This window comes from Phenylobacterium soli (assembly GCF_003254475.1).
In the GTDB taxonomy this organism is placed as follows: domain Bacteria; phylum Pseudomonadota; class Alphaproteobacteria; order Caulobacterales; family Caulobacteraceae; genus Phenylobacterium; species Phenylobacterium soli.
This window is the reverse complement of sequence record NZ_QFYQ01000001.1, coordinates 2,510,516-2,534,667: the sequence shown is the minus strand read 5'-3', so window position 1 is coordinate 2,534,667 and position 24,152 is coordinate 2,510,516. Positions and strand designations below refer to the sequence as shown.

19 protein-coding genes, 2 tRNA genes and 2 pseudogenes are annotated in these 24,152 nt (G+C 71.1%); 12 read left to right on the top strand and 11 right to left on the bottom strand.

The features are described from left to right. The first annotated feature begins 74 nt into the window (after positions 1-74). Positions 75-1,415 (top strand): diguanylate cyclase domain-containing protein, encoded by a 1,341-nt coding sequence (locus tag DJ017_RS12595; RefSeq protein ID WP_227000130.1) that lies wholly within the window; start codon positions 75-77, stop codon positions 1,413-1,415. After that, positions 1,415-1,933, top strand: coding sequence for a CcdC protein domain-containing protein (locus tag DJ017_RS12590; RefSeq protein ID WP_111529038.1), 519 nt, complete (start codon positions 1,415-1,417; stop codon positions 1,931-1,933). The genes DJ017_RS12595 and DJ017_RS12590 overlap by 1 nt, the downstream gene beginning before the upstream one ends. On the opposite strand, the gene mfd is transcribed toward DJ017_RS12590, so the two are convergent. From mfd to DJ017_RS12575, 3 genes are all read right to left on the bottom strand, one after another. After that, entirely contained in the window at positions 1,930-5,385 is a 3,456-nt protein-coding gene (mfd, locus tag DJ017_RS12585) for a transcription-repair coupling factor (RefSeq protein ID WP_111530087.1), read from the bottom strand. The two genes, DJ017_RS12590 and mfd, sit on opposite strands and share 4 nt — an antisense overlap. A 28-nt stretch (positions 5,386-5,413) precedes the next feature. Next, the gene (locus tag DJ017_RS12580; protein WP_111530088.1) at positions 5,414-5,707 is read right to left on the bottom strand and encodes an FAD assembly factor SdhE; all 294 of its coding nucleotides are present in this window, start codon (positions 5,705-5,707) and stop codon (positions 5,414-5,416) included. 89 nt (positions 5,708-5,796) lie between these two features. Beyond that, the gene (locus DJ017_RS12575) at positions 5,797-6,321 is read right to left on the bottom strand and encodes a hypothetical protein (protein ID WP_133255455.1); all 525 of its coding nucleotides are present in this window, start codon (positions 6,319-6,321) and stop codon (positions 5,797-5,799) included. A gap of 88 nt (positions 6,322-6,409) precedes the next feature. On the opposite strand from DJ017_RS12575, the gene recG reads away from it, so the two are divergent. Next, positions 6,410-8,485: an ATP-dependent DNA helicase RecG gene (gene recG, locus DJ017_RS12570; RefSeq protein ID WP_111529036.1), complete on the top strand. Its 2,076-nt coding sequence runs from the start codon at positions 6,410-6,412 to the stop codon at positions 8,483-8,485. Positions 8,486-8,522: 37 nt separating this feature from the next. Here the strand turns inward: recG and DJ017_RS12565 are convergent, their stop codons facing one another. The 5 genes from DJ017_RS12565 to kdsA are packed head-to-tail and all read right to left on the bottom strand — an operon-like array spanning position 8,523 to position 14,043. Continuing rightward, positions 8,523-9,521, bottom strand: coding sequence for an NADP-dependent oxidoreductase (locus DJ017_RS12565; RefSeq protein WP_111529035.1), 999 nt, complete (start codon positions 9,519-9,521; stop codon positions 8,523-8,525). Continuing rightward, the gene (locus DJ017_RS12560) at positions 9,460-10,671 is read right to left on the bottom strand and encodes a DUF3089 domain-containing protein (RefSeq protein ID WP_111530086.1); all 1,212 of its coding nucleotides are present in this window, start codon (positions 10,669-10,671) and stop codon (positions 9,460-9,462) included. The genes DJ017_RS12565 and DJ017_RS12560 overlap by 62 nt, the downstream gene beginning before the upstream one ends. A 6-nt stretch (positions 10,672-10,677) precedes the next feature. After that, entirely contained in the window at positions 10,678-11,679 is a 1,002-nt protein-coding gene (gene rfaD / locus DJ017_RS12555; protein WP_111529034.1) for an ADP-glyceromanno-heptose 6-epimerase, read from the bottom strand. Beyond that, on the bottom strand, positions 11,676-13,148 hold the full coding sequence (gene rfaE2, locus DJ017_RS12550; RefSeq protein WP_111529033.1) for a D-glycero-beta-D-manno-heptose 1-phosphate adenylyltransferase: 1,473 nt from the start codon (positions 13,146-13,148) through the stop codon (positions 11,676-11,678). Before rfaE2 ends, rfaD begins: the two co-directional genes overlap by 4 nt. Positions 13,149-13,185: 37 nt before the next feature. Then, the gene (gene kdsA / locus DJ017_RS12545) at positions 13,186-14,043 is read right to left on the bottom strand and encodes a 3-deoxy-8-phosphooctulonate synthase (protein ID WP_111529032.1); all 858 of its coding nucleotides are present in this window, start codon (positions 14,041-14,043) and stop codon (positions 13,186-13,188) included. 174 nt (positions 14,044-14,217) lie between these two features. Between kdsA and DJ017_RS12540 the strand changes: the two genes are divergently transcribed. From DJ017_RS12540 to DJ017_RS21075, 9 genes and pseudogenes are all read left to right on the top strand, one after another. Continuing rightward, a complete protein-coding gene (locus DJ017_RS12540; RefSeq protein ID WP_111529031.1) occupies positions 14,218-15,474 on the top strand; it encodes an SAM-dependent methyltransferase in 1,257 nt (418 codons plus the stop codon). Between the two features lie 74 nt (positions 15,475-15,548). After that, a complete protein-coding gene (locus DJ017_RS12535; RefSeq protein WP_111529030.1) occupies positions 15,549-16,550 on the top strand; it encodes a cysteine synthase A in 1,002 nt (333 codons plus the stop codon). Between the two features lie 24 nt (positions 16,551-16,574). Then, entirely contained in the window at positions 16,575-17,417 is an 843-nt protein-coding gene (gene sseA, locus DJ017_RS12530; protein WP_111529029.1) for a 3-mercaptopyruvate sulfurtransferase, read from the top strand. A 2-nt stretch (positions 17,418-17,419) separates the two neighbouring features. Then, complete coding sequence (locus tag DJ017_RS12525) at positions 17,420-18,388, top strand: glycosyltransferase family protein (RefSeq protein WP_133255454.1); 969 nt, start codon at positions 17,420-17,422, stop codon at positions 18,386-18,388. 31 nt (positions 18,389-18,419) lie between these two features. Next, positions 18,420-19,592, top strand: a complete 1,173-nt coding sequence (gene metC / locus DJ017_RS12520) for a cystathionine beta-lyase (RefSeq protein WP_111529027.1) — start codon at positions 18,420-18,422, stop codon at positions 19,590-19,592. Between the two features lie 76 nt (positions 19,593-19,668). Next, positions 19,669-20,676, top strand: a complete 1,008-nt coding sequence (locus DJ017_RS12515; RefSeq protein WP_111529026.1) for an SDR family oxidoreductase — start codon at positions 19,669-19,671, stop codon at positions 20,674-20,676. 40 nt (positions 20,677-20,716) lie between these two features. Further along, positions 20,717-21,559 carry a kinase gene (locus tag DJ017_RS12510; RefSeq protein ID WP_111529025.1) on the top strand — a complete coding sequence of 281 codons (843 nt, stop codon included), beginning with the start codon at positions 20,717-20,719 and terminating at the stop codon, positions 21,557-21,559. A gap of 119 nt (positions 21,560-21,678) precedes the next feature. Continuing rightward, positions 21,679-23,172 (top strand): annotated as a pseudogene (locus DJ017_RS12505) (ATP-binding cassette domain-containing protein); the annotation flags it as partial. Further along, positions 23,158-23,433: pseudogene (locus DJ017_RS21075) on the top strand (hypothetical protein); the annotation flags it as partial. The pseudogenes DJ017_RS12505 and DJ017_RS21075, both read left to right, overlap by 15 nt. A gap of 19 nt (positions 23,434-23,452) precedes the next feature. Here DJ017_RS21075 and DJ017_RS12500 read toward each other — a convergent pair. The 3 genes from DJ017_RS12500 to DJ017_RS12490 form a co-directional block, all read right to left on the bottom strand. Then, positions 23,453-23,529: transfer RNA gene (locus DJ017_RS12500), tRNA-Arg, on the bottom strand. 11 nt (positions 23,530-23,540) lie between these two features. Beyond that, positions 23,541-23,849 carry an ETC complex I subunit gene (locus DJ017_RS12495; protein ID WP_111529023.1) on the bottom strand — a complete coding sequence of 103 codons (309 nt, stop codon included), beginning with the start codon at positions 23,847-23,849 and terminating at the stop codon, positions 23,541-23,543. 91 nt (positions 23,850-23,940) lie between these two features. Then, positions 23,941-24,017: transfer RNA gene (locus tag DJ017_RS12490), tRNA-Pro, on the bottom strand. Positions 24,018-24,152 lie beyond the last annotated feature (135 nt).

Below are 24,152 nucleotides of genomic sequence, written 5' to 3'. Positions count from 1 at the left end.
AACCTAAGGACGCAGCCCAATCTTGGCCCTGCCCGATTCACCGATTGGCAGGTAAGAGAGCTTAAGCGGAGCCCATGAAGCGGGGGATGGCGGCAGGCGTGCAGGCGCGGGTAGTGATCGTGGCGCGCGACGACGCCCTGGCCGGGCCGTTGTCGGAAGGCCTGGACCGCCTCGGCTGGCGGACCGTCACCGCGCGCGGCGCCTATGCCGCCATGGCAGCGGTCGCCGACCTGCAGATCGAAGCGGCCATTGTCGACCTCTCGGAAGGCGCCGAGGCGCTCGACATGGCCCAGCGGCTGAAGGAGGCCTGCGCGCCGCGCCGGCTGCCCGTGGTGGCGATCGGCGAGCCGGACCCGTCGCTGGAGGCGCGCGGCTTCGACCTGACCCTCGCCGCTCCGCTGCACCCGGCCCAGGCGGCCATGCGGCTTGAGACGCTGGTGCGCACGGCGGTGGCCGAGGAGGAGTTCGAGCTTCGCGTCGAGACCTTCGCCGAGAAGAACCGCGCCCTCGGCGTGCCGGATTCCGACAACGGCCCCTATCAGGTGCTGGCGATCGGCGAGCCGGCGCCGCAGTTCCTAGCCCTATCCAACGCCCTGGCCGCGCACGGCGCGGAGGTGGTCGGCGCGTTCACCGCCTACACCGCCTTCGACTATCTGCACGAACGGCGGTTCGACGCCGTGGTGCTGTGGGCCGGCGAGAACCCGCAGGAGGCGCTGTCGATCGCCGCCGGCCTGCGCCGCAACACCCGCCTCTATCATACGCCCGCGGTGCTCTACATGCGCCAGGACAGCTACGTCACCGCCTCGGAAGCGTACCATCGCGGCATCACCGACGTGGCCTCGCCCGAGACGCCCGAGGCCGAGACGGCGCGCCGCGTGGTCGAGCTGGCCCGGGCCTACCGCCGCCAGACTTCGGTGCGCCAGGCGCTGGAGAGCGCGCGCACCTCGGGCCTGATGGACGCCGCGACCGGCCTCTTCACCCGCGACCTCTTCGCCGCCCACCTGGCGCGCCTCGCCCAGGCCGCCAAGCAGCGCAACCGCGCCCTCTCGGTCTGCGTCCTCAAGGTCGCCGACAAGCCGGAGCTCGCGGCGATCCGCAAGGGCGGCTGGCTGGGCCGGGCCATCCCGCAGATCGGCTCCATGGTCGGCCGGCTCGTGCGGGTGGAGGACACCGCCGCGCGGCTCGGCCCGGAGGTCTTCGCCCTCGCCCTGCCCGCGACGCCGGCGGCGGCCGCAAGGGCGGCGGGCGAGCGCATCGCGGCGGTGATCGGCTGCACAGCCTTCGAGGCAGGTGACGGCAAGCCTCCATTCGTGGTTGAGTTCGACCTGGGGGTGGCCGAGGTCGGCCCTGGCGAGCCGGCCGGTCGGGCGCTCGAACAGGCAGCGGCGGAGGCCTACGCACGAAAGGCGAGCTGATGCAGCACCAACCGGCGAACCTGGGCGTCTGGGCCTACCTCTTCCCGCTCATCGCCATCGGCATGGTGATCCTGCGCAACTCGCGCGCCCGGCGCCTGCGGATCGAGGCGCTGTGGGTGTCTCCGCTCGTCATCCTCCTCCTCGTCGGCCTGGCGCTCGCCCAGGAGGGCGTCCCCTCGCCCGCCGGCCTCGCGCTCGACATCGCCGCCCTGGCGCTGGGCGCACTGCTCGGCTGGTGGCGCGGGCGCTTCACCCACATCACCGTCGATCCCGAGACCCACGCCCTGACCAGCCGCGCCTCGCCCGTGGGCATGCTGCTGATCCTCGGCATCTTCGCCCTGCGCTACGGCCTGCGGACCTTCGCGGCCGAGAACGCCGGGGCCCTGCACATGTCGGTGAGCACGGTGGCCGACGCGGCCCTGGTGATCACCGTCGGCCTGGTCTGCGCCCAGCGGCTGGAGATCGCGCTCCGCGCCAGCCGGCTGCTGGCCGAGGCGCGGGCCGCCAAGGCGGCCTAGGCCACCGCCAGCTTGGCGAGCTCGGTGAGGATCTTCTCGGCGGCGTTCAGGCGCTGCTCGGGGGTCTCCCACTCGCCCTTCACGACCACCTTGTTGTCCGGCCGGATGCGCCAGGCGATCTGGTTTTTCTGAACGAAACCAACAAGACCGCCCGGATTCTTGAACTGATCGTCGCGGAAGCTGACGACCGCGCCCTTCGGACCCACGTCGATCTTGGCGACATTGGCCTCGCGGCAGAGCCCCTTGATGGCGACGACCTTGAGGAGCTGCCCCGCCTCGGGCGGCAGCGGGCCGAACCGGTCGATGAGCTCGGCGGCCAGGGCCTCGCGGTCGGCCGCCTTCTCGGCGTCGGACAGCCGCCGATAGAGCGACAGGCGCACGTTGAGGTCGGGGACGTAGTCCTCGGGGATGAGCACGGCCGCGCCGGTGTTGATCTGCGGCGACCAGCCCCTGTCCGGGACGAGCCCGCCTGCCCCGCCCAGCTCCTTGAGCTCGGCCACGGCGTCCTCGAGCATCTGCTGATAGAGCTCGACGCCGATCTCGCGGATGTGGCCGGACTGCTCTTCGCCCAGGAGGTTGCCGCCGCCGCGGATGTCGAGGTCGTGGCTGGCGAGCTGGAAGCCCGCGCCCAGGCTGTCCAGCGACTGAAGGACCTTCAGCCGCTTCTCGGCCGACAGGGTGATCGGCTTCTCGTGCGGAGTGGTCAGATAGGCGTAGGCCCGCGCCTTGGCCCGTCCGACCCGGCCCCGCAGCTGGTAGAGCTGGGCCAGGCCGAACATGTCGGCGCGGTGGATGATGAGGGTGTTGGCGGTCGGGATGTCGAGACCGCTCTCGACGATAGTGGTCGACAGCAGCACGTCGTACTGGCCGTCGTAGAAGGCGCTCATCACGTCTTCGAGCTGGGTCGGCGCCATCTGGCCGTGGCCGACGACGAACTTCACCTCGGGCACCTGCTCGCGCAGGAAGCGCTCCAGCTCCGGCAGGTCGTTGATCCGCGGGGCGACGTAGTAGGCCTGGCCGCCGCGGTACTTCTCCCGCAGCAGAGCCTCGCGGACGACCACCGGATCGAAGGGCGTGATGTAGGTGCGCACCGCCAGGCGATCGACCGGCGGCGTGGCGATGATCGACATCTCGCGGATGCCGCTGAGCGACATCTGCAGGGTGCGCGGGATCGGCGTGGCGGTCAGCGTCAGGACGTGCACGTCGGCGCGAAGCTCCTTGAGCTTCTCCTTGTGCTTGACCCCGAAGTGCTGCTCCTCGTCGACGATCACGAGGCCAAGGTCCTTGAAGGCCACCTGCTTGCCGAGGATGGCGTGGGTGCCGACGACGATTTCGACCTCGCCGTTGGCGAGCGCCTCGCGGGTCTCGGCGGCCTCCTTGGCGGTGACCAGGCGCGACAGGCGCCGGATGCGCACCGGCCACCCCTCGAAGCGCTCGGTGAAGGTCTTGTAGTGCTGGCGCGCCAGGAGGGTCGTCGGGGCGACCACGGCCACCTGCTTGCCGCTCATGGCGACCACGAAGGCGGCGCGCAGGGCGACCTCGGTCTTGCCGAAGCCGACGTCGCCGCAGATCAGGCGGTCCATCGGCTTGCCCGAGGAGAGGTCCTCCAGGACATCGCCGATAGCGGCGAGCTGGTCGTCCGTCTCCTCGTAGGGGAAGCGGGCGCAGAACTCGTCGAACACCCCGTGCGGCGGCTCGACCTCGTCGGTGTGCTTGGTGGCGCGCTCCGCGGCGATGCGGATGAGCCCCTCGGCCATCTCGCGCAGCCGCTCCTTGGCGCGCGCCTTGCGCGCCTGCCAGGCGGCCCCGCCCAGGCGGTCGAGGACGACGCCCTCGGAGTCGGCGCCATAGCGGGTGAGCAGGTCGATGTTCTCGACCGGCAGGTAGAGCTTGGCCTCGCCGCCGTACTGCAGCTCGAGGCAGTCGTGCGGCGCTTCCTGCACCTCGAGGGTCTTCAGCCCCTCGTAGCGGCCGATGCCGTGGTCGATGTGGACGACGAGGTCGCCGGGCGTCAGGGCCGAGGCCTCGGCCAGGAAGTTCGTCGCCCGCCGCCGCCGCGTCGGGCGGGCCAGGCGATCGCCGAGGATGTCGGTCTCGGAGACGACGGCCAGGCTGTCGGTCTCGAAGCCGTTGTCGAGCGGCAGGACCACGCGCTGCGGCGTCTTCGGGTCGGCGGCCTTGGCCGCGTCCCAGTAGGGCGCGAGCGGGACGTTCTTCAGGCCGTGGTCGGCGAGCATGACGCCCAGGCGCTCGGACGAGCCCTCCGACCAGGAGGCGAACAGCACGCGCTTACCCGCGGCGGAGAGCTTGGCGGCGTGGTCGGCGGTGGCCTCGAACAGATTGACGCTGTCGCGCTGGCGCTCGGGCGCGAATTTGCGGCCGGCGCGGGCGCCCATGTCGATCACCGCCTCGCCCTCGGCCTCCTGGAAGGCGGAGAAGCGGCGGCTCGGGCGCACCTTGAGCTGCTCGCTCCACTCGTCCTCGTCGAGGTAGAGGCGCTCCGGCTCCAGCGGATGGTAGTGGGTGCGCCGGTCGGTCTGGCTGCGCGCCTCGAAGGCGTCGCGGACCATGGCCAGGCGCTCGTCACGGGCGTCTCGCGCCAGATGGTCGAGGGCCACCAGGGTGTCGGCCGGCAGGTAGTCGAAGAGGCTCTCCATCTTCGGATAGAAGAGCGGCAGCCAGTGCTCCATGCCGGCCCGGCGCCCGCCCTCGGAGACGGTGGCGTAGAGCGGGTCCTGGCCCGGCGCGCCGAAGGCCTCGAGGTAGCCGGTGCGAAAGCGCGAGATGGCTTCCTTGTCGAGCAGGGCCTCGGACACCGGCAGCAGGGAGACCTCGGTCAGCTGCTTGGTGGAGCGCTGGGTCTCCGGATCGAAGCCGCGGATGCTTTCCAGGGTGTCGCCGAAGAGGTCGAGGCGGACCGGCTCCTCGGCGGTGGGCGGGAAGACGTCGATGACGCCGCCGCGGATGGCGAACTCGCCGCGCTCGGAGACCGTCGAGGCGCGGGCATAGCCGTTGACCGCGAAATAGTGCTCGAGATCGGCGATCTCGACGGTGTTGCCGACGTGGGCCGACCAGGCGGCCCGCTTGACGACGCTGCGCGGGGGCACGCGCTGCACCAGGCCCGGCACGGCGGTGACGAGGAGCCGCGGGGTCTTGTCGTCGAGGCCGGCGGCCAGGCGGTAGAGGGTCGCCATGCGCTCGGCGGCGACGCCGTGCGAGGGCCCCACCCGGTCGTAGGGCAGGCAGTCCCAGGAGGGCAGGCGCAGGATCTCGACCCGTGGGGCGAAGAAGGCGAAGGCGTCGCAGAAGGCCGAAAGCCGGGCGCCGTCGCGCGCCACGAAGACGCTCAGGCCTTTGCGGGCCCTGACGATGTCGGCCATGACCAGGGCGTCGAAGCCCTCGGGGGCGCCGACCAGGTCGAGGCGGCCGGGATCCTCGGCGACGCGGCGCAGGCCGGCGGCGGAAATCGGTCGTGAGCTGTCATCCGCCACGGTCGTCTCCCCGCGCTTCGTTCAGCTCAAAGCGGAAGGCCTTGATCCGATCCATGATCGGACCGGTGAATTCGGCGGGCGGGTCCTCGCGGCCGATGATCCAGGCGTAGAGGTCCTGGTCGGGGACCTCGAGCAGCAGCTCGAACCAGTCGAGCTCGGCCTCGCTGAACGTGTGGACGTGCTTGTCCGCGAACGGCCCCAGAATGAGGTCCGCTTCCCTGAAGCCCCGGCGCCAGGCGCGGAACCTCAGCTTCTTCAGCCGGGCGTCGTCATCGGTCGTCATCGAAGAGCGGCGGATATAGAGCGGCCGCGGCAAAAGCGCCAGATGGGGCTGGAATCCTCTCCTTCCGGGAGAGCTGGCGGCCATGGGCGTCAGGGCGGCGGATGGGTCTGGTTGGGAAGCTCGTGGGCTTCAACCCCCTCCGGCCCTTCGGGCCACCTCCCCCTGAGGGGAGGAACTGGAATCCCGAACTCTTCGGCCAGGCGGCGGACGATCAGGTCGGTCGGCTGGGTGAGGAGGGCTTGCTGGTAGTCGTCGTGTTCGAGGCGTTCGCCGATTTCGGTGAAGAGGCTCTCGGGCTCGGCGCCCTCGTATTCGGTCCAGACCAGGCGCTCGATGGCGCTGACGGCTTCGGCCTGGCGATGGACGAGGGTCGTGACACGGGCGGCGCTCGCCGCCCTCTCCGCCTCGATCGCCTTGCGCTGGGCCTCGCGCTCGAACCGCGATTCCAGGGCCATGGACTGGCGGACCGAGCGCGAGATGCGATGAAAGGCGGCCGCGGCGCGGTCCTTGTCCTCGAGGGTGGCAGCGGAAAGCGCGGCTTCGTGCAGGTCGCGCGCGAGCTCAAGACCCATGCGGGTCAGCTCCTGCAGCGCCTCACGATGCCGGTCGGCCATGTCCATGAACAAAAGAAGAACATCGAGCGCGCCAGAAGTCAAATTTTAAGTGCGAAATTCTGCGGCGGCGGCGGCTATCCTCGCCGCCATGCGGCCGGAGATTCTGTTTCCGCTCTTTGCGCCCGTGACCTCGCTGAAAGGCGTGGGGCCCCGTGTCGCGCCGATGCTGGAGCGGCTGGCGGGACCGATCGTGCGCGACGTGCTGTTCCTGAAGCCGCACTCGATCGTGCGGCGCACGCCCGCCACCCTCGCCTCGGCCCGCGACGGCGAGGTGATGACCTTCGAGGTGGTGATCGAGCAGCATCAGAAGCCGCGGGTGAGCAGCCAGCCCTGGCGGATCCGGGTGTCGGACCCGACCGGCTTCATGACCCTGGTGTTCTTCGGCCGGTTCGCCGACCAGCTGGAGACGCGCCACCCGGCGGGGGCGCGGCGGCTGATCTCGGGCAAGGTGGGCGACGACAAGTTCGGCCGCCAGATGGTCCACCCCGACTACATGGTCGATCCGGACAAGGCCGAGGAGATTCCCGAGCTGGAGCCGATCTATCCGGCCACCGAGGGCCTGCCGGCGCGCCGGGTGCGGACCTTCGTGCTCGAGGCGCTGGAGCGCGCGCCCATGCTGCCGGAGTGGCAGGACGCGGCCTGGAAGGCCCGCGAGCACTTCCCGGCCTGGCGCGAGGCGCTGGAGCGGCTGCACGCGCCGGAGAGCGAAGCCGATCTCTCCCCCCTCTCCGCCCATGCGCGGCGCCTGGCCTACGACGAGCTCCTGGCGCACCAGCTGGCGATGGCGATGCGCAAGGCTGAGCGGCGGCGCGAGCCGGCGGCGAAGATCGCCGCCAGCGAGGTCGCCGAGAAGGTGCGCGGCGACCTGCCCTTCCGCTTCACCGGCGCCCAGGACCGCGCCCTGGCCGACATCCGCGCCGATTTCGCCGACGGCGAGCGGATGAGCCGGCTGATCCAAGGCGACGTGGGCTCGGGCAAGACGGTGGTGGCCATGTGCGCCATGGCCGACGTGGCGGCCGGCGGCGGCCAGAGCGCCCTGATGGCGCCCACCGAGATCCTGGCCCGCCAGCATTTCGACACCATCGCCGGGCCGCTGCTGGCGCACGGCATCGGGGTGGTGCTGCTGACCGGGCGCGACAAGGGCAAGCCAAGGGCCGAGAAGCTGGCCGGCCTGGCCTCGGGCGAGACGCAGGTGGCGGTGGGCACCCACGCGCTGTTCCAGGACGACGTGGCCTTCCACAGGCTGCAGCTCGCGGTGATCGACGAGCAGCACCGGTTCGGGGTCGCCGAGCGCCAGCGGCTGCAGGCCAAGGGCGAGGCGGTGCACCTGGTCGCCATGTCGGCGACGCCGATCCCGCGCACCCTGGAACTGACCGTCTATGGCGACCTCGACGTCAGCCGCATCGACGAGAAGCCGCCGGGGCGCACGCCGGTCGCGACGCGCGCCGTGCCGATGGGCCGGATCGCCGAGGTGGAGGCGAGGCTCAGGAGCGTGGTGGCCGAAGGGGCGCAGGCGTTCTGGATCTGCCCGCTGGTGTCGGAGAGCGAGGTCAGCGACCTGGCGGCGGCCGAGCGGCGGGCGGCGGACCTGACCGAACGGATCGGCCCCGGCGTCGGGCTGGTGCACGGCAAGATGCCGGCGGCGGCCAAGGACGCCGTGATGGCCGAGTTCGCCGAAGGGCGGCTGTCGGTGCTGGTGGCGACGACGGTGGTCGAGGTGGGCGTCAACGTGCCCAACGCCACCATCATGGTCATCGAGCAGGCCGAGCGCTTCGGCCTGGCGCAACTGCACCAGTTGCGCGGGCGGGTGGGCCGCGGCCGCCAGGAGAGCGCCTGCGTGCTGCTCTACGACCCGCCGCTGTCGGAGACGGCGCAAAAGAGGCTCGACATCCTGCGGCGCACCGACGACGGCTTCGTCATCGCCGAGAAGGACCTGGAGCTGCGCGGCGGCGGCGACGCCCTGGGCCTGCGCCAGTCGGGGTTTCCGGACTACGTCTTCGCCGACCCCTTCCTGCATCGCGAGCTGATCGCCGCGGCCGGCGACGACGCCCGCCTGATCCTGGCCCGCGACCCGGAGCTCAAGTCCGAGCGCGGCCAGGCGCTGAACGTGCTCTCGGAGCTGTTCGACTGGAAGGCGGGGATGGCGCTGAAGGACGCGGGGTAGCGCCCATCGGTCCTCCCCCTCAGGGGGAGCATCGGACTTACACCTTCACCATGCGCTTGCCGCGGTTCTCGCCGGCGAGGAGGCCGATGAGGGCGCGGGGGGTGCTCTCCAGGCCTTCGATGATGTCTTCCTGCACCTTGAGGCGGCCGTCGGCGACCCAGCCCTGGAGGTCCTTGAGCGCCTGTTCGCGCTGGTCGTCGAAGTCGGAGACGATGAAGCCGCGCAGGGTCAGGCGCTTGGTGACGATGAGGCCGGGCACGCCGCGGGGGCCGTGCTGCGGCGGAACGCCGTCGTACTGGGAGACCGCGCCGCAGCAGGCGATGCGGCCATGGGTGTTCATGGCGAAGAGGCAGGCCTCGAAGATGTCGCCGCCGACGTTGTCGAAATAGACGTCGATGCCGTTCGGCAGGGCCTCCTTCATGAGGCGCTTGAGCTCGCCGGACTTGTAGTCGAGGGCCTCGTCGAAGCCGAGTTCGGACTTGAGCCACTCGCACTTGGCCGCCCCGCCGGCGATGCCGACCACGCGGCAGCCCTTGATCTTGGCGATCTGGCCGACGATCGAGCCCACCGAGCCGGCGGCGGCGCTGACCACGACGGTCTCGCCGGGCTTGGGCTGGCCGCATTCGAGGAGGCCGAAATAGGCGGTGAGGCCGGCCACGCCGTAGACGCTGAGGAGGTGGGTGATCGGCTCCAGCTTCGGCAGCTTGCCGAGCTTGCCGGCCGGGGCGACGGCGTAGTCCTGCCAGCCGGTGTCGCCCCAGACGAGGTCGCCGGGCGACAGCGAGGGATCCTTGCTGTCGACCACCTCGGAGATCGCCCCGCCGGCCATCACCTGGCCCGCGGTCAGGGCCGAGCGGTAGGTGGCGCCCTGCATCCAGGCGCGGTTGGCGGCGTCCAGGGAGATGTAGCGGGTGCGGACCAGGGCCTCGCCCTCCCCGGCCACGGGCTTGGGCTGTTCGATCAGCTTGAAGTTCTCAGGGACGAGCTTGCCCTGCGGGAGCTGGGCGAGAACGATCTGGCGGTTCATGTCCGGCATGGCGGGCTCCCTCTTCCTGTGGGGTCCGAGCGAGCGCAGATGAGCCGGCGGCGGTCAAGGCTGCGACGCGGGCCAGGGCGTCGGCCTCGAGGTCGGCGTAGAACAGGTTGTAGCCGGGGACCTTGCGGCGGTCGGCCCAGGAGCCGGCGCGCTGGAAGGCGCCGGACTTGGGCCTGGTGACCTGCAGCACGCCCTTCAGGCACTGGGCGCCGACCTGGCGGGTCAGGAAGGCGGGGCGCGCGTCCCACTCCAGGCCCGTGGCGTTGGCGGCGCCGAGGTTGAGGCGGGCCGGCGCGGGCTCGTCGGTGACGGCGCCGAGGATCGGGTTGAAGCAGAGCGCCGGGCGGCCGTTGAGGTTCTGCAGCTCGCCTTCCGAATTCCAGACGAGCGCCCGGTCGAGCAGGTTCTGGCCCTTGTCGAGCTCGCCCTCGAAGACGCTGGCGAAGGCGGCCTCGCAGCCGGTCTGGCCCTTGGCCGTACAGGGCGGGATCGGCGGCGCGTCCGCCGGAGCGACGCTCTCGATCAGATAGGCCGCGACGAGCCGCGCGCGCAGGGCCGGGTCGGGGGCGATCTCCTCGGCCAGCAGGCGCTGGGCCAGCAGCCCGCCCTGCTCCACTGCGACGAGGACGAAGGGGCGGCCGCGGTTGTCGTGGGCGAGGTACCAGCGGAAGGCCTGCAGGACGTCGCCATAGGCGAACTGGCGGGCTTCGCGGGCGTCTTCGCGCAGGGTGAGCTGGGTGTAGAGACTGGCCTGGCGGTAGCGGGGGGCGAAGATCCGCCCGACCCGCACGAAGGGCCCGGCGTAGTTGGGGGCGATGGCGGTGCGGAAGAGCCGTCCGCCGCGGCGGTCGTCGATCGGCGCGTTCCACTGCTCGCCGCCGTCGTAGGTGGTGGGCGAGAGGAAGAAGATGTCGGCCTTGGGCGCGGCGCCGTCGATCTTCCCTGGGTCGGTGGGCAGCAGGTACCAGGCGGTCCGCTGGGCGTAGTCGGGCGCCTTGGGCGGGGTGTAGGTCTGGAACGGCAGCTTGGGGTCGAGCTCGTAGCGCTGCAGATCGCCCCAGAAGGCGTAGACCGCGCCCCAGACGAAGAGGACGGCGGCGATGACGGTGAGCGCCAGCCAGCGCCTGCGGCGCAGCAAGGGCGCGATCATCGGGCCTTACCGGTAGGGATCGGGCTGGGAGAGGTAGTGGGTGACGTAGTCGCCGATCCCCTCCTCCAGCGGCGTCATGGGCTTGGGATAGCCGGCCTCGAAGAGGCGGTCCATGCCGGCCTCGGTGAAGTACTGGTACTTGTCGCGGATGGCCGGCGGCATGGGGGTGTACTCGATCTGGGCCGGCTTGCCGGCGGCCTTGAACACCGCCTTGGCCATGTCCTCGAAGCTGCGCGCGGTCCCCGAGCCGAGGTTGTAGACGCCGTTGACCTGCGGGTTGTGGACCAGCCACTCGGCGACGTCGGCGCAGTCGCGGACATAGACGAAGTCGCGCTTCTGGCCCCCGTCCGGCACGTCGGTGCGGTAGCTCTTGAAGAGCTGGACCGTCTGGCCGGCCTGGACGTGCGGCCAGATCTGGGCGGCCACCGACTTCATGGAGCTCTTGTGCTCCTCGTTGGGGCCGTAGACGTTGAAGAACTTCAGCCCCGTCCACTGCGGCGGCGCATAGCCCCGGTAGGCCTGGCGGGCGGCGAAGATGTCGAACAGCGCCTTGGACCAGCCGTAGGTGTTGAGCGGGCGCAGCTTGATCAGGGCGTCGTAGCTGTCGTCGTCGGCGAAGCCGTGCTCGCCGGCGCCGTAGGTGGCCGCCGAGGAGGCGTAGATGAGCCGCCGCTGGCGGTCGGCGCACCAGCGGAAGAGGTCGCGGCTGAGCGTGAAGTTGTTGTGGATGATCTTGTCGGCGTCGGGCTCGGTGGTCGAGGAGATGGCGCCCATGTGGATGACCATCTCGACGTCGCGCCAGCGCTTCTCCAGCCACTCGAACATGGCCTCAGGGGCGACGAAGTCGCCGATCGGGTGCTTGGCGATGTTGCGCCACTTGCCGGTCTCGGCCTCGCGCAGGCGGTCGCAGACCACCACGTCCCAGGTGCGATCCTCGGCGAGCTTGGCGGCGATGTTGGAGCCGATGAAACCGGCGCCGCCGGTGATGAAGACAATGCGGCGGTTCATCGGTCAGCCTTTCGGGTCATCTTGGCGATGGCGGCCGTGGTGGAATAGCCCTCGACGATCTGCGCCAGGCGCACCTCGCCGCCCCAGCCGCGCACCTCCTTGCCGCCGACCACCTCGTCCTCGGCGTAGTCGGCGCCCTTGATCAGCACGTCGGGGCGGGCCGCCTCGATGAGCTTCAGCGGGGTCTGCTCCTCGAAGGGCACCACGAGGTCGACCGAGCCGAGGCCGGCGAGCACCAGGGCGCGGCTCTCCAGGTCATTGACTGGCCGGCCCTCGCCCTTGAGCGCGCGGACGCTGTCGTCGGAGTTGAGGCCGACGATCAGCCGGTCGCACCAGGACTTGGCCTGGGCGAGGTAGGCCACGTGCCCCTTGTGCAGGATGTCGAAGCAGCCGTTGGTGAAGCCGACCCGCAGGCCGCGGGCGCGCCAGCGGGCGACCTCGTCGGCCATCCGCTGGGCGGTGGCGACCTTGGCCTCGGCCGGGGCCATGTGGGCGCTGAGCGCGGCCTCGACGAGCTCGTCGGGCGAGACGGTGGAGGTGCCGGCCTTGCCGACCGCCACCCCGGCGGCGAGCTGGGCGAAGGCGATGGCGTCCTCCATCGGGGCCTTGGCGGCGATGGCGAGGCCGAGGGCCGCGAGCGTGGTGTCGCCGGCGCCGGAGACGTCGAACACCTCGCGCGGGGCGGTGCGGAAGTGGCGCACGGCCTCGCCGCGGACGGCCAGGCTCATGCCCTTGGCGCCGCGGGTGACGAGGATCGCCCTGGCGTCCCAGAGCTTCAGGGCGTGGGCCAGCGCGGCCTCCACCTGGGCGTCGGTGTCGGTCGGCAGGTCGGTGGCGTGGGCCAGCTCCAGGTCGTTGGGCTTGATCAGGTCCACCGCGCCGTAGCGGGCGAAGGAGCGGGCTTTGGAGTCGACGACGACCTTGCCGCCGCCGGCCGCCGCGGCCTCCAGGCAGGCGGCGATCACCGCGTCGGTGACCACGCCCTTGCCGTAGTCGCTGATCAGGATGACGCCGGCCCCGTCGACCGCGTCCTTGATGGTGCGGATCAGCCGCTGCTCGACCTCGGCGTCCACCGGCCGGCTGGCCTCGAGATCCACGCGCAGCAGCTGCTGGCCGCCGGAGACGAAGCGGGTCTTGAGGGTCGTCGGGCGCGAGGCGTCGTTGATCAGATAGCCCTCGAGCCCCCGCTCCTCGCCCACCAGCCGGCTGGCCTCATGGCTCTCGGCGTCGCCGCCGATCACCCCGACCAGCGCCACGGCTCCGCCCAGGGCGGCGACGTTGCGGGCGACGTTGCCGCCGCCGCCCAGCATGACCAGCTCGCGGGTGCGGGCCAGCACCGGGATCGGCGCCTCGGGCGATACGCGGGTGACGTCGCCGTAGACGAAGCGGTCGACCATCAGGTCGCCGACGCAGACGACGCGCTGGCCGGCCGAGAGGCTGAGCAGATGCTGGAGGTCGGAAAGGTCCATCTCGAGGGTCAGGGTGTGCGGCGCGCCGAAGGCCGGGTCAAGCGCCGGCCACCACGCCGTGGATCGCCTTGAGGTTCGCCAGGAGGTCCCTGGCGCCGTCGAGCGGCAGGCAGGAGGGGCCGTCGCAGAGCGCCTTGTCCGGGTCGGGGTGGAACTCCAGGAAGACGCCGTCCGCGCCCGAGGCGACGGCGGCCCTGGCGATCACCGCCACGCCCTCGCGTCGCCCGCCCGTGGAGGCGCCGCCGGTGCGCGGATCCGCCCCCGGAAGCTGCACCGCGTGGGTGGCGTCGATGGTCACCGGCACGCCGAGCTTCTGCATCTCGCCGATGCCCAGCATGTCGACCACGAGGTTGTTGTAGCCGAACGAGGCGCCGCGCTCGCAGAGCACCGTGAACTCGGCGCCGTCGGTGGCCTCCTTGATCTTGGAGACGATGTTCCGGGCGTCCCAGGGGGCGAGGAACTGGCCCTTCTTGACGTGCAGCCAGCCGCCGGCGGCCTTGGTGGCGCGGGCGGCGGCGACCACGAGGTCGGTCTGGCGGCAGAGGAAGGCGGGGATCTGGACGAGCTCGGCGACGCCCGCCACCGCCTCGGCCTGCTCGGGGGTGTGGATGTCGGTGCAGATCGGCACGTCCAGCTCGGCCTTCACCTTGGCTAGGATGCGCAGCCCCTCCTCGAGGCCCGGGCCGCGGTAGCTCTTGATCGAGGAGCGGTTGGCCTTGTCATAGCTCGCCTTGAAGACGTAGGGCAGGCCGAGCTCGGCGCAGACCGCCTTCAGATGCCGGCCGGTGGAGAGCGCCAGGGCCTCGTCCTCGAGGACGTTGAGGCCGGCGATCACGAGCAGCGGATGGCCGGCGCCGATGCCGATGTTCCAGCGGTCCAGGGTCAGGGCGGCCATGGCGGCTCCGAAAGGCGTGAATCGAGCCCGCTAAGTGGCCCGCGCGGCCCGGCTTCACAAGCGCCCATCACACATCCGGACCGGGCCGCCGCACGTATGTGTTGCGAAAACCCCGTTCCCGGCGCTCACTGTCGGGGCCTGTAAGGTGCGTTTCGGGGACTTTAGGGGGGCGTGATGAGCCTGGCTCATGAGACCTCGCTTTCGGCTCTGGCGATCGATCCGAAGGCCTTCCGGCGACTGCCGGAACTGATAGACGCGCCGCACGCCTTCAGGGCGGCGCTCCGGCTGATGGCCCGCAACTGGCTGGCGGGCAGCCTGGAGTTCGTCACGCCCGCCGGCGGCGTGCTCCGGCTGGTGGGCGAGAAGCCCGGCCCTTCGGCCCGGCTGATCATCATCGACTACCGCTTCATGCGCCGGGTGCTGGGCTCCGCCGACATCGGCTTCGCCGAGGGCTACATGGCGGGCGAATGGGAGACGCCGGACCTGTCGGCCCTGCTCCACGTGCTGACGCTGAACATCGACCGCCTGCAGCGGATGCTGGGGCGAAACCCGGCGGCCCGGCTGATCAACAAGGTCCGCCACGCCCTGCGCGCCAACACCCGCGCCGGCTCGCGGCGCAACATCCACGCCCACTACGACCTCGGCAACGCCTTCTATTCGCGCTGGCTCGACCCCACCATGACCTACTCCTCGGCCCGCTACGCGCGGCCCGGACAGGCGCTGGCCGAGGCCCAGACCAACAAGTACCGGACCCTCGCCGAGGGCATGGAGCTGACGGCCGGACAGCACGTGCTGGAGATCGGCTGCGGCTGGGGCGGGTTCGCCGAGTTCGCGGCCAAGGAGGTCGGCGCCCGGGTGACCGGCGTGACGATCTCGCAGGAGCAGTTCGACTTCGCCCGCCGGCGGATGTTCGAGCAGGGCCTGGCCGACAAGGCCGAGATCCGGCTGATCGACTACCGCGACGTGGAGGGCCGCTACGACCGGGTGGCCTCCATCGAGATGTTCGAGGCGGTGGGCGAGAAATACTGGCCCGCCTATTTCGACAAGATCCGCGAGGTGCTGACGCCCAGCGGACGGGCGGGGCTGCAGATCATCACCATCCGCGACGAGATCTTCGAAGACTACCGCCGCCGCCCCGACTTCATCCAGAAGCACGTGTTTCCCGGCGGGATGCTGCCGTCCGAGGCGCGCCTTAAGACCGAGACCGACCGCGCGGGCCTCGCCTGGGCAGGCATCAGCCGCTTCCCGCAGCACTACGCCGACACCCTGGCGGAATGGGCGCAGCGCTTCGAGGGCGCCTGGGACGAGATCCGGAGCCTCGGCTTCGACGAGCGCTTCCGCCGGCTCTGGCGCTTCTACCTGAGCTACTGCGAAGCCGGCTTCCGCAGCGAGCGCACCGGCGTGGTACAACTGACCCTGGCGAAGGCTTGAACCACAGCCCTTGCAGGATTTCTCACAGCATCGGCCTCTGTTCGGCCGCGCTTGCAGGACCTAAGTAGGCCCTCATGCAAGTCGCCAAAAGCGTCCTCGACGCCATCGGAAACACGCCCCTTATACGGCTCCGGCGCGCCAGCGAGCTGACGGGCTGCGAAATCCTCGGCAAGGCCGAGTTCATGAACCCGGGGCAGTCGGTCAAGGACCGCGCGGCCCTGTGGATCATCAAGGACGCGGTGCAGAAAGGGCTGCTGAAGCCCGGCGGGCGCATCGTCGAGGGCACGGCCGGCAACACCGGCATCGGCCTCGCCATGGTCGGCAAGGCGCTGGGCTATCCCTCGACCATCGTCATCCCGCGCACCCAGAGCCAGGAAAAGAAGGACGCCATCCGGCTCTATGGGGCCGAGCTCGTGGAGGTGGACGCGGTTCCCTACTCCAACGAGATGAATTACGTGAAGTATTCCGGGCGCCTGGCGGCGGAACTTAACGAGACGGAGCCGAACGGCGCGGTCTGGGCCAACCAGTTCGACAACGTCGCCAACCGCGAGGCCCACGTCCACGGCACCGGCCCGGAGATCTGGACCCAGACCGAGGGCAAGGTCGACGGCTTCATCTGCGCGGTGGGCTCCGGCGGGACGCTGGCCGGCGTCGCCGAGGCGCTGCGCGAGCGCAAGCCGGGCGTTCAGATCGGCCTCGCCGACCCGCACGGCGCGGCGCTCTACAGCTACTACACGGACGGTGAGTTGAAGTCGGAGGGCTCCTCGATCTCGGAGGGCATCGGCCAGGGCCGGATCACCGCCAACCTGGAGGGCCTGACCATCGACAAGCCCTATCGGGTCTCCGACGAGGAGATGCTGATCGCCCTCTTCGACCTCGTCGAGCACGAGGGCCTCGTCATGGGCGGCTCGACCGGGATCAACGTCGCCGGCGCGATCAAGATGGCCAAGGACCTGGGCCCGGGCCACACCATCGTCACCATCCTCTGCGACCACGGTTCGCGCTATCAGTCGAAGATCTACAATCCGCTGTTCCTGAAGGAGAAGGGGCTGCCCCAGCCCTCTTGGATGCAATGAGCGGGATGCAATGAGCGGGATAGCATGAGCGAACCTCTCGTCTCGACCGCCTGGCTGGCCGAGCGCCTCGGCCGCGGCGACGTGCAGGTGGTGGACGCCACCTGGTACATGCCCAACGAGGCCGGGAACGGCCGCGCGGACTACGAGGCGGGCCACATCCCCGGCGCGGTGTTCTTCGACATCGACGCGATCGCCGACCAGGCGACGGACCTGCCCCACATGCTGCCGACGCCGGAGGCCTTCGCCGAGGCGGTCGGGCGCCTCGGCCTGCGGCGCGAGGCCGAGGTGGTGGTCTATGATGCGCGCGGGATCTTCTCCGCGCCCCGGGTCTGGTGGTCCCTGCGGACCATGGGCTTCGCCAAGGTGCATGTGCTGGACGGCGGCCTGCCGAAGTGGCGCGCCGAGGGCCGGCCGCTCGAGACCAAGGCCCCCTCGCCCGCCCCGGCGTCGCTGAAGCCGGCCTTCGAGCCGGCGCTGGTGCGCGACATCGCCGCCGTGCGCGGGGTGGTCGAGACCGGCGGCGCGCAACTGGTGGACGCCCGCGCGGCCGGCCGGTTCACCGGCGAGACCCCGGAGCCGCGCGCGGGCCTGCGCTCGGGCCACATGCCGGGAGCCTGCAACGTGCCGTGGAACGGGCTCGTCGACGCCGACGGCACGCTGAAGGCGCCAGACGCGCTGAAGGCCGCCTTCGAGGCCGGCGGCGTGGACCTCTCAGCGCCCATCGTCACCACCTGCGGCTCCGGCGTGAGCGCCGCCCTGCTGGCGCTCGGCCTGGCGGTGCTGGGCCGCGAGGACGTGGCGGTCTACGACGGCTCCTGGACCGAGTGGGGCGGCCGGACGGACACGCCGGTGGCGACGGGCGCCTGAAGGTGGATCCCGTCGAGGCGCGGTTCCGCGAGGCGGTCGCCCTCCAGCGCCGCGGGAACTACGCCGCGGCAGTCCGTATCTACGAAGAGATTCTCCGGTCCCGGCCGGACCTCGCGATCGCGCAGGAAAACCTGGCGCTCGCCCTGCTGGGCTGCGGCGACTACGGGCGCGGCTTCCCGCTCTACGACCTCCGCTTCACGCGCACCGCCGGCCGGGTGCCGAGGCCGACCCTCTCCTTCCCGGAGTGGCAGGGCGAACCGCTGGCGGGAAAGTCGATCCTGATCTGGACCGAGCAGGGCTATGGCGACCAGATCATGTTCGCCCGCTTCGCGCCCGAACTGGCGGCGCGCGGGGCGCAGGTGTCGATCCTCGTTCCGCCCGCCCTGGCGCGGCTGTTCGCCGAGCTGCCGGCGCGGATCCTCGTCGCCGAGGGCCAGGTGAGCATTCCGCGGCACGACTTCTGGATCATGCCCGGGTCGATCCCCGGACGGCTGGGTACGACGCAGGAGAGCCTGCCCGCCGCGCCCTATCTGCGCGCCACGGCCGACAGCCCGGGACGAGGCGAGATATCGGGCCAGGGCTTCGGCCTCGCCTGGCGTGGCGATCCCAAGCACCACAACGACCAGGCGCGCTCTCTGCCCGACGCGATGGCCGCGCGTCTGCTGGCGGCCGGCGCGCGCAGCCTTCATCCAGAGGATACGGGCGCGCGGGATTTCGCCGACACCGCCGAGATCATCGCCAGCCTGTCGACGGTCATCGCGGTGGACACCTCGGTGGCGCATCTGGCCGGGGCGATGGGCAAGCCGGTGTGGGTGCTGCTGCCGGCGGAGAACGGCGACTGGCGCTGGATGTCGGAGCGCACGGACTCGCCTTGGTATCCGAGCGCGCGGCTGTTCCGGCAACCCAAGGCCGGCGACTGGGAGCCGGTCATCGCCGCGGTGCTGGCGCGGATAGCGCCGGCCGCGCCTTGAAAGCCGCCGCCCGGCGGGCTCTAAGTGCGCCATGGCCGAGGAAACCCGACTGATCCGCGCGGGCGCCGCGCACGGCGCGCAGAAGGAGCTGGTCAAGACGGTCGCTCCGCCGATCCAGAAGGGCTCGACCGTGCTGCTGCCCAATGCGGCGGCCCTCTACGACGACGACAACTACATCACCTACGGCCGGCAGGGCCTGGCGGCGCACGAGGCGCTGAAGGAAGGCCTGGCGGTGCTGGAGGGCGCCGTGGGCGTGGCGCTCTATCCGTCGGGCGTTGCGGCCCTGACCGGCGCCCTGCTCGCCGTGCTGAAGGCCGGGGACGAGATCCTCGTCACCGACACGGTCTACAAGCCCACCCGGCGGTTCTGCGACAAGGTGCTGAAGCCCTTCGGCGTGACGACCACCTACTACGACCCGGCGACGCCGCCCGAGACCCTGGTCGGCGGGGCCTCGGCGGCGACGCGGCTGATCCTGATGGAGAGCCCGGGCTCGTTGAGCTTCGAGATGCAGGACATGGCGGCGGTGGCGAAGCTGGCCGCCGGGCGCAAGATCCTGACGGCCGCCGACAACACCTGGGGCGCAGGCCTGACCTACAAGCCGCTGGAGCACGGCGTCGACATCTCGATCCAGGCGCTGACCAAGTACGTCGGCGGCCATTCGGACGTGTTCATGGGCTCGGCCGCGGCGCGGGACCCGGCGATCGTCCGCGCCCTCAACGACGGGGTGCTGAACATGGGCTGGGCGGTCTCGCCGGAGGACGCCTACCAGATGCTGCGCGGCCTGCGGACCCTCCCCGTCCGCATGGCGCGGCATGCCGAGAGCGGGCTGGACGTCGCCCGCTGGCTGATGCTGCAGCCCGAGGTCGCGCGGGTGATCCATCCCGGCCTGCCGGAGAGCCCGGACCACGCCCTGTGGGCGCGCGACTACACCGGCGCCTGCGGCCTGTTCTCGTTCGTGCTGAAGCCGGGATCCCAGGCGGCGGTCGACGCCTTCCTGGACGCCCTGGAGCTGTTCGGCCTCGGCTTCTCCTGGGGCGGGTTCGAGAGCCTGGCGATCCACTGCGACCCGCAGTTCAAGACGCGCAGTTTCAAGCGCGACTACGGCGGGCCGATGATCCGCCTGCACGTCGGGCTGGAAAATCCGCAGGACCTGATGGCCGACCTGCGCCAGGCGCTCAGCGTCTACGCCGAGGCGGTGGGCTAGCCCCGGCCGCCCGAGCATACGGAACCTTCGAGGCGGCCGGGCGATTGCGCGGCAGACGAAGCCAGAGGGTGACACCATGAGCAGCACCGATCCGCACGGCGCGTTCGGCGACGGCGCCGAGAGGGCCGCCCGCGAAGAGCGCGAGATCCAGCACCGGATCGACGAGAAGGAGCAGCGCTCCTTCGCGCCGCACGAGGAGCAGGAGAAGCCGCCGCAGACCGGCGCGCGCGAATATCCGGTCCCGCCCTTTCCCAAGCAGCACCTGGAGAAGCCCGGCCGCGAGGCGGACCTTGAGCTGAAGCCCCTGTGGGATGCGCCCTACTGGAAGGGCTCCGGCAAGCTGGAGGGCAAGGTGGCGCTGATCACCGGCGCGGACTCGGGCATCGGCCGGGCGGTGGCGGCCCTGTTCGCCCGCGAAGGCGCGGACGTGGCCATCGCCTATCTCGACAGCCACGAGGACGCCGAGCTGACCAAGGAGGCCGTCGAGAAGGAGGGCCGGCGCGCTATCCTGCTGAGCGGCGACGTGGCCGACCCGAACTTCGCCAAGGCGGCGGTGGAGGACACCGTCAAGGCGCTCGGCAAGCTCGACATCCTGGTCAACAACGCCGCCTTCCAGGAGCACACCGGCGGGCTCGAGGAGATCACCGAAGAGCACTTCGACCGGACGGTGAAGACCAACCTCTACGGCTATTTCCACATGGCCAAGGCGGCCGTGCCGCACCTGAAGCCGGGCTCGGCGATCATCAACACCGGCTCGGTGACCGGCATCATGGGCAATGAGGACCTGCTGGACTACTCAATGACCAAGGGCGGCATCCACGCCTTCACCCGATCGCTCGGCACCTCGCTGCTGAAGAAGGGGATCCGGGTGAACTGCGTGGCTCCAGGGCCGGTGTGGACGCCGCTGAACCCGGCCGACAAGCAGGCCGACAAGGTGGCCCAGTTCGGGTCGCAGACGCCGATGAAGCGGCCGGCCCAGCCGGAGGAGATCGCCCCGGCCTATGTGTTCCTGGCCTCCCCCCAGATGTCGAGCTACATCACCGGCGAGATCCTGCCGATCATCGGCGGCTACAGCGGGGGCTGATGCGCACGCCCCCCGAGGCCCGGCGGGCGTTTGGGGGCGGATGGCCTGGCTCGACGACTTCCTGGCCGCGGAGGGCCTTCCCGACCGCTACCGCGAAACAGTGGAGCGCGTGGCGCGGCCGCTGGCCGCGACGGCGGCCGAGGCGCGGCGGGCGAACGGCCGCAGCGTCGTGGTCGGGATCTGCGGCGCGCAGGGCTCGGGCAAGTCGACCCTGGCCATGGCGGTCAAGGCGCTGCTGGCGGAGGATGGGCTGAGCGCCGCGGTGCTGTCGCTGGATGACCTCTACCTGCCGCGGGCCGAGCGCGCCCGCCTGGCGCATGAGGTCCATCCGCTGCTGATCACCCGCGGCCCGCCGGGAACGCACGATCCGGCGCTGGGCGTGGCGACGCTGGCGGCGCTGGCGCGGGCGGGCCCTGTTCCCCTGCCCCGCTTCGACAAGGCCGCCGACGAGCGCAGGCCGGCGGCCGACTGGGACGTGGCGCAGGGTCCGGTGGACGTGGTGCTGTTCGAGGGCTGGTGCGTCGGGGCGCGGCCACAGCCCCAAGAGGCGTTGGCGGCGCCGGTGAACGCCCTGGAGCGCGACGAGGACCCGGACGGCCGCTGGCGCGGCTTCGTCAACACGGCGCTCGCCGGCGCCTACGCCCCGCTGTTCGCCCGCCTCGACCGGCTGGCGCTGCTCGCCGCGCCGGGGTTCGAGACCGTGGCCGCCTGGCGCGAGGAGCAGGAGGCCAAGCTGCGCGAGCGCACCGGCGGCGGCATGGCGCCGGGCCAGATCGGCCGCTTCGTCGCCCACTACGAGCGGCTGACACGCTGGATTCTCGAGGAGATGCCGCCGCGCGCCGACGCGGTGTTCCGGCTCGCGGCGGACCGCACGCCGACCTAGCCGGCGAGCGGCCATGCTTCAACAGGCCGCAGCCTTCCGGACGGCTGAGGTCATTGGGCCCGGATGTCGGCTGGCCCACATTCGGCGCGCCGCGCGCCGCGGTTCGCCGACCTGGATCCATGCTGCTCGCCACCGCCTACGCCCGCGGCCTCAGCCAGCTGAGGACCGAAGCCCGCGCGGCCATCCTGGTGATGGCGGCGAACCTGGCGCTGGGCGCGCTGGCGCTGCTCGACCCGATCCTGTTCGGCAAGGTGATCGGGGCGCTGGCCCAGCCGGGCGGGCACGTGTGGCGCTACATCGCCGCCTGGGCGAGCCTTTCGGTGATCTCGGTCGCGGCCGGTGTGACCGCCTCGGTGTTCGCCGACCGTATCGCGCACCGGCGGCGCCTTGCGGCCATGACGCGGGCCTTCGACAACGCCATCACCCTGCCGATCGCGCGGGTCTCGGCGCGGGGCACAGGCAAGCTGATGCAGGTGGTGTTCGCCGGCGGCGAGGCCCTGTTCCAGCTGCTGCTGGGCTTCATGCGCGAGCAGCTGCCGGCGATCTTCGCCCTGGCGCTGCTGTTCCCGGTGGCCTTCTCGATGAACGTGGCGATGGCCAGCGTCCTCGCCGCGCTGGCGGTGGTCTATGTGGCCGCCAACCTGCTCGTCATGCGCAAGACCGAGACCGGCCAGCAGCGTGTGAACGAGGAGGCCCAGGCCTATTACGGGCGGCTGGGCGACGTGATCTCCAACGTGCCGGTGGTGCAGGCCTACGCCAACCTGAAGAGCGAGACCGCGGCCCTGCAGGCCCTGACCGGCGACCTCCTGAAGGCGCTCTTCCCGGTGATCCGCTGGTATGGGGTGCTGACGGTGCTGACGCGGGCGGCCTCGACCCTGGCGCTGGTGGCGATCTTCGGGGTCGGCGCCTGGCTGGCCCAGCACGGGCGGGCGAGCCTGGGCGAGATCGTCTCGTTCGGCGGCTTCGCGGGCCTGCTGATCGGCCGGCTCGACACCCTGTCGGGCTCGATCTCCGGCGTGGTGCGCAACGCTCCGGCCATGCGCAACTTCTTCGACCTCGTGGACGAGCGGCCGGGCTCGCCGGACCGGCCGGACGCCGAGGCGCTGGAGGACGTGAGGGGGCAGATCGCGTTCGAGCGGGTCAGCCACTGGATCGTCGAGGAGGCCGAGCTTGGCCTGTTCGACGTCAGCCTCGAGGTGCCGGCGGGCGCGACCGTGGCCCTGGTCGGCCATTCGGGGGCCGGCAAGACGACGATGATGGCGCTGATGCAGCGGCTGCGCGACCCGGACCTCGGCGAGATCCGCATCGACGGGCGCGACATCCGCCGCCTCACCCTGGCCTCCCTGCGCCAGGCGATCGGGGTGGTGTTCCAGGACGCCGGCCTCTTCAACCGCTCGATCGCCGACAATCTGCGGCTCGCCCGGCCGGGGGCCAGCGAGGCGGAGCTGACCGCCGCGCTGGAGGCGGCCCAGGCCTGGGAGTTCGTCAAGGAGAAGCCGGGCGGGCTCGACTATGTGATCGGCGAGCGGGGGCAGCTCCTCTCCGGCGGCGAGCGCCAGCGGTTGGCCATCGCCCGGGCGATCCTCAAGGACGCGCCGATCCTGATCCTCGACGAGGCGACGAGCGCCCTCGACACGGTCACCGAGGCCAAGGTGAAGCAGGCGCTGGACGCGGCGGCGCAGGGCCGCACGACCTTCATCATCGCCCACCGTCTCTCCACGGTGATGGACGCCGACCTGATCCTCGTCCTGGAGAAGGGCCGCATCGTCGAGCGCGGGACGTTCGAGAGCCTGGTGGCGAGCGGCGGCCGGTTCGCCGAGATGGCGCAGGCGGCGCGGCTCACCGACGGCGGCGCGTTCTCGGATGCGGCCTGAACGCCGAGGCCCTCGGAATTGGCGCGCCCGGCAGGACTCGAACCTGCAACCGTCCGCTTAGAAGGCGGATGCTCTATCCGGTTGAGCTACGGGCGCACGACCCGGACTCAGTGCGTCCAGGGCTGCTTGCGGCCGAACGCGAAGTTGTCGGCGTAGGCCTTGATGATCCGCTTCGCGGGCTTGGGGTCGATCAGCTGGAAGGCGATGCCGTGGTGGTCGGCGTAGCGGATCGCCTCGTCCCTGGTCTCGAACGAGAGCCGCACCTGGCTGGAGGCGGTGTCGCCGGTCTGGGTCCAGCCCATCAGCGGATCGGGACGTCTGGCCTCGCGCGGCTCGAACTCCAGCACCCAGTCCTGGCTCTTGGCCTTGCCGGACTGCATGGCGGTCTTGGCGGGGCGGAAGATGCGCGCGAGCATGTCTGATCCCAAATCTCGCCGGAGATTCCCCCAGGCGACGCCCACTTAGCAGAGACCGCGGCGCGGTTTCCAGAGGCGGCCTCTTCAGCGATGGTCGGGGCGGCAGGATTTGAACCTGCGACCCTCTGCTCCCAAAGCAGATGCGCTACCAGACTGCGCTACGCCCCGATCTCGCCGGACGGCCTGCGATATAGGCCTTTTCGGCCAAGCGCAAACCGGCGCGGCGGCAGTGGACAGGCGCGCCGGCGGCGCCGCATTGTGTCGGCCAGACGACATAGCCTGGGGGCGGGCGAAGCATGGGCG

Excerpts from the sequence above, each read along its gene's own strand:
- DJ017_RS12595 (WP_227000130.1), top strand. The coding sequence starts at position 75 with ATGAAGCGGGGGATGGCGGCAGGCGTGCAGGCGCGGGTAGTGATCGTG.
- DJ017_RS12590 (WP_111529038.1), top strand. The coding sequence starts at position 1,415 with ATGCAGCACCAACCGGCGAACCTGGGCGTCTGGGCCTACCTCTTCCCG.
- DJ017_RS12580 (WP_111530088.1), bottom strand. The coding sequence starts at position 5,707 with ATGACGACCGATGACGACGCCCGGCTGAAGAAGCTGAGGTTCCGCGCC.
- DJ017_RS12575 (WP_133255455.1), bottom strand. The coding sequence starts at position 6,321 with ATGGCCGACCGGCATCGTGAGGCGCTGCAGGAGCTGACCCGCATGGGT.
- recG (WP_111529036.1), top strand. The coding sequence starts at position 6,410 with ATGCGGCCGGAGATTCTGTTTCCGCTCTTTGCGCCCGTGACCTCGCTG.
- DJ017_RS12565 (WP_111529035.1), bottom strand. The coding sequence starts at position 9,521 with ATGCCGGACATGAACCGCCAGATCGTTCTCGCCCAGCTCCCGCAGGGC.
- DJ017_RS12560 (WP_111530086.1), bottom strand. The coding sequence starts at position 10,671 with ATGATCGCGCCCTTGCTGCGCCGCAGGCGCTGGCTGGCGCTCACCGTC.
- rfaD (WP_111529034.1), bottom strand. The coding sequence starts at position 11,679 with ATGAACCGCCGCATTGTCTTCATCACCGGCGGCGCCGGTTTCATCGGC.
- rfaE2 (WP_111529033.1), bottom strand. The coding sequence starts at position 13,148 with ATGGACCTTTCCGACCTCCAGCATCTGCTCAGCCTCTCGGCCGGCCAG.
- kdsA (WP_111529032.1), bottom strand. The coding sequence starts at position 14,043 with ATGGCCGCCCTGACCCTGGACCGCTGGAACATCGGCATCGGCGCCGGC.
- DJ017_RS12540 (WP_111529031.1), top strand. The coding sequence starts at position 14,218 with ATGAGCCTGGCTCATGAGACCTCGCTTTCGGCTCTGGCGATCGATCCG.
- DJ017_RS12535 (WP_111529030.1), top strand. The coding sequence starts at position 15,549 with ATGCAAGTCGCCAAAAGCGTCCTCGACGCCATCGGAAACACGCCCCTT.
- sseA (WP_111529029.1), top strand. The coding sequence starts at position 16,575 with ATGAGCGAACCTCTCGTCTCGACCGCCTGGCTGGCCGAGCGCCTCGGC.
- metC (WP_111529027.1), top strand. The coding sequence starts at position 18,420 with ATGGCCGAGGAAACCCGACTGATCCGCGCGGGCGCCGCGCACGGCGCG.
- DJ017_RS12515 (WP_111529026.1), top strand. The coding sequence starts at position 19,669 with ATGAGCAGCACCGATCCGCACGGCGCGTTCGGCGACGGCGCCGAGAGG.
- DJ017_RS12510 (WP_111529025.1), top strand. The coding sequence starts at position 20,717 with ATGGCCTGGCTCGACGACTTCCTGGCCGCGGAGGGCCTTCCCGACCGC.
- DJ017_RS12495 (WP_111529023.1), bottom strand. The coding sequence starts at position 23,849 with ATGCTCGCGCGCATCTTCCGCCCCGCCAAGACCGCCATGCAGTCCGGC.